We start from the raw sequence: 3657 nt of genomic DNA, 5'->3' as shown, positions 1-3657 counted from the left end.
CTTCCTGGTCTGGCTGCTGATCTGGCGCACCAAGCTCGGCTATGAGATGCGCACCTACGGTCACAGCCCAAAGGCGGCGCGCTATGCCGGCATTTCCGAAACCCGCATCATCATCACCGCCATGATGATCTCCGGTGCACTCGCCGGCATGATGGCGCTCAACCCGGTGATGGGCGACCAGCACAATGTCGCCATCGACTTCGTTTCCGGCGCCGGCTTCGTCGGCATCGCCGTGGCGCTGATGGGCCGCCTGCACCCGGTCGGCATCGTGCTGGCGGCGATCCTGTTTGGCATGCTCTACCAGGGCGGCGCCGAGCTTGCCTTCGAGATGCCGGCGATCAGCCGCGATATGATCGTCATCATCCAGGGTCTGGTGATCCTGTTTGCCGGCGCCCTCGAGCACATGTTCCGGCCCTACATCCAGGCGCTGTTCGCCTCGTTCAGTCCGCGATCGGTCGGCATGGAAGCGGTCAAGGGGAAGGGTGCCTGAGATGGACGTGTTCAACGCAATCGTCCAGACACTGGACTCCACCATCCGCCTCTCGGTGCCGCTGCTGCTTGCTTGCCTCGCCGGCCTCTATTCGGAGCGCGCCGGCATCTTCGACATCGGCCTCGAAGGCAAGATGCTGGTCGGCGCCTTCGCCGGTGCTGCGGCCGCTTCCGTATTCCATTCGGCCTTTCTCGGCCTCGGCATGGCCATCCTGATCTCGGTCGCCTTTGCCATGATCCACGGCTTTGCCTCGATCACCCATCGCGGCAACCAGATCGTCTCCGGCGTGGCGATCAATTTCATCGCCGCCGGCTCGACCATCATTCTGGGCCAGGCCTGGTTCCAGCAGGGTGGACGCACGCCGGCGCTGCAACCGGGCGAGCGCTTCGAGGCCATCACTCTGCCGGGTGCCGACGCCATCCGCGACGTCCCGATCGTTGGGCCGATCTATGCCGAGCTACTGTCGGGTCACTCGATCCTGGTCTATCTCGCCTTCGCGATGGTGCCCTTCACCTGGTGGGTGCTGTTTCGTACCCGCTTCGGCCTGCGCCTGCGCGCCGTGGGCGAGAACCCGGCGGCCGTCGACACCGCCGGCATCTCGGTCGCCTGGCTGCGCTACCGGGCGCTGATCTGCACCGGCATCCTCACCGGCATTGCCGGCGCCTATCTGTCGATGGTGCAAAATGGCGGCTTCGTGAAGGACATGACCGCTGGCAAGGGCTATATCGCGCTGGCTGCGCTGATCTTCGCCAAGTGGAAACCGGTCAACGCCATGTTCGCCTGCCTGTTGTTCGGCTTCCTCGACGCGCTGTCGATCCGCCTGCAAGGCTCGCCACTGCCGATCATCGGCAAGGTGCCGGTGCAGTTCATGCAGGCGCTGCCCTACATCCTCACCGTCATCCTGCTCGCCGGCTTCATCGGCAAGGCCATTCCGCCACGCGCCGGCGGCGTGCCTTACGTCAAGGAACGCTGAGCCGCAGCAGCGGGGCGGCTTGGTGCCGGGTTTTGGACACGATCATCGGAGAGAACACCTGAATGTCGCATGATCTGTTCGAGGCCGCCAAGGCTGCCATGGCCAAGGCCTACGCACCCTATTCGAAATTTCCGGTGGGCGCTGCCTTGCGCACCGAGGACGGGCGCGTCTTTACCGGCGCCAATATCGAGGTCGCCTCCTACCCGGAAGGCTGGTGCGCCGAGACCACAGCCCTCGGCCACTACATCATGGGCGGTGGCGGCAAGATCGTGGAAATCGCCGTTCTTGCCGAGCGCATGGCGAAATGCTCGCCTTGCGGCGGCTGCCGGCAGCGACTGGCTGAATTCTGCCGGCCGGGAACAAAGCTCTATCTCTGCGACAATGCCGGCGTGGCCGAGACCGTGACCATGGGCGAGATGCTGCCCTATGGCTTCCGCGGCGACATTTTGAAATGAACAACGGGCTGAAATGAAGAGCTGGCTGCAATGACGGAAAAGGCTCTGGATCATCTCATCGAAAGACTGGACGGCTTGGCGCCGTTGACAGCGCTGGTGCTGGGTTCGGGCCTGGGCGGGCTGGTCGACCAGATCGAGCATCCGATCCGCATCCCCTATGCCGACCTGCCGGGCTTTCCCAGAAGCGGCGTCACCGGCCATGCCGGCGAAGTGGTCGCGGGGCTGTTTGCCGGTGTGCCGGTGCTGATGCTGTCCGGCCGAGCCCACTACTACGAGCACGGCAACGCGGCGGCGATGCGCCCAGTGCTGGAAGTGCTTGCCGGCATCGGCATCACGAAACTGATCCTCACCAATGCCGCCGGTTCGGTCGATCCGGACATGCCGCCGGGCTCGGTGATGCTGATATCGGACCACATCAATTTTTCGGGCACCAATCCGCTGATCGGCGAGCCCAGCGACCGCCGCTTCGTTGGTCTCACCGAGGCCTATGATGCGGACATCCGCAAGGCCATCGAACGGGCGGCGAAAGCGACCGGCACCACACTGCACAAGGGTGTCTACATGTGGTTCTCGGGGCCATGCTTCGAAACACCCGCTGAAATCCGCATGGCGCGCATCATGGGCGCCAACGCGGTCGGCATGTCGACCGTACCGGAGGTCATTCTCGCCCGTTTCCTCGGACTGCGCGTCGCCGCCTGTTCGGTCATCACCAATTTGGCGGCCGGCATGACCGGGGCTGAGCTTTCGCACCAGGAGACCAAGGACATGGCGCCGGTAGGCGGCGCGCGGCTGGCAAAGATCCTGCAGCGCGTGTTCCGCGACGGACTGCTGGAGAGCTGATGCTTCCGCAGGAAATCATCCGCCGCAAGCGCGATGGCCTCAGGCTGTCGGAGCAGGAGATCGCCGGCTTCGTCGAGGGCGTGACGTCAGGGGCCGTTTCGGATGGCCAGGTCGGCGCCTTCGCCATGGCGGTGTTCTTCAACGGCATGAACCGCGACGAGGCGGTGGCGCTGACGCTGGCGATGCGCGATTCCGGTGACGTGCTAGACTGGTCGGACCTGCCCGGCCCGGTCACCGACAAGCATTCGACTGGCGGCGTCGGCGACAATGTCTCGCTGATGCTGGCGCCGATCGTCGCCGCCTGCGGCGCTTATATACCGATGATATCGGGCCGCGGCCTTGGCCACACCGGCGGCACGCTGGACAAGATGGATGCGATCCCCGGCTACACCAGCCAGCCCGATATCGCACTGTTTCGCAAGGCGGTGCTCGAAACCGGCTGCGCCATCATCGGCCAGACCGCTGACCTCGCGCCGGCCGATCGACGGCTCTATGCGATCCGCGACGTCACCGGCACGGTCGAATCGGTGCCGCTGATCACCGCTTCGATCCTGTCGAAGAAGCTGGCGGCCGGGCTGCAATCGCTGGTGCTCGACGTCAAGGTCGGCAACGGCGCCTTCATGGAAAAATCGCGCGACGCCACCGCGCTCGCCAACAGCCTGGTCGAAATCGCCAATGGCGCCGGACTGAAGGCCTCGGCGTTGATCACCGGCATGAACGAGCCGCTGGCGTCGGCCGCCGGCAACGCCGTTGAGGTGCGCAACGCCGTCGATTTCCTCACCGGCCGGTTTCGTGACCGTCGGCTGGAGGACGTGACGCTGGCGCTGGCCGCCGAAATGCTGCAGTCGGCCGGGCTGGTGTCGTCCAATCAGGACGGCATGCGGCGCGCCACCGAGACG

At 65.1% G+C, this 3657-nt stretch carries 4 protein-coding genes and 1 pseudogene; all 5 read left to right on the top strand.

The features are described from left to right. Positions 1-490 (top strand): annotated as a pseudogene (locus EN935_RS26390) (ABC transporter permease); the annotation flags it as partial. A gap of 1 nt (position 491) precedes the next feature. After that, entirely contained in the window at positions 492-1463 is a 972-nt protein-coding gene (locus tag EN935_RS26385; protein WP_126070503.1) for an ABC transporter permease, read from the top strand. Positions 1464-1525: 62 nt separating this feature from the next. Then, a complete protein-coding gene (cdd, locus tag EN935_RS26380) occupies positions 1526-1918 on the top strand; it encodes a cytidine deaminase (RefSeq protein ID WP_127373770.1) in 393 nt (130 codons plus the stop codon). Between the two features lie 30 nt (positions 1919-1948). Further along, positions 1949-2758 (top strand): purine-nucleoside phosphorylase, encoded by an 810-nt coding sequence (locus EN935_RS26375; protein WP_127263972.1) that lies wholly within the window; start codon positions 1949-1951, stop codon positions 2756-2758. Further along, positions 2758-3657 (top strand): thymidine phosphorylase (locus EN935_RS26370; RefSeq protein WP_127373769.1); only part of this gene is annotated, 900 nt, incomplete at its 3' end. The genes EN935_RS26375 and EN935_RS26370, both read left to right, overlap by 1 nt.

It is taken from the genome of Mesorhizobium sp. M7D.F.Ca.US.004.03.1.1, from assembly GCF_003998635.1.
Classification (GTDB): Bacteria; Pseudomonadota; Alphaproteobacteria; order Rhizobiales; family Rhizobiaceae; genus Mesorhizobium; species Mesorhizobium loti.
Note: the sequence above shows the minus strand (reverse complement) of the source record. Positions and strands in the feature narration are given on the sequence as shown.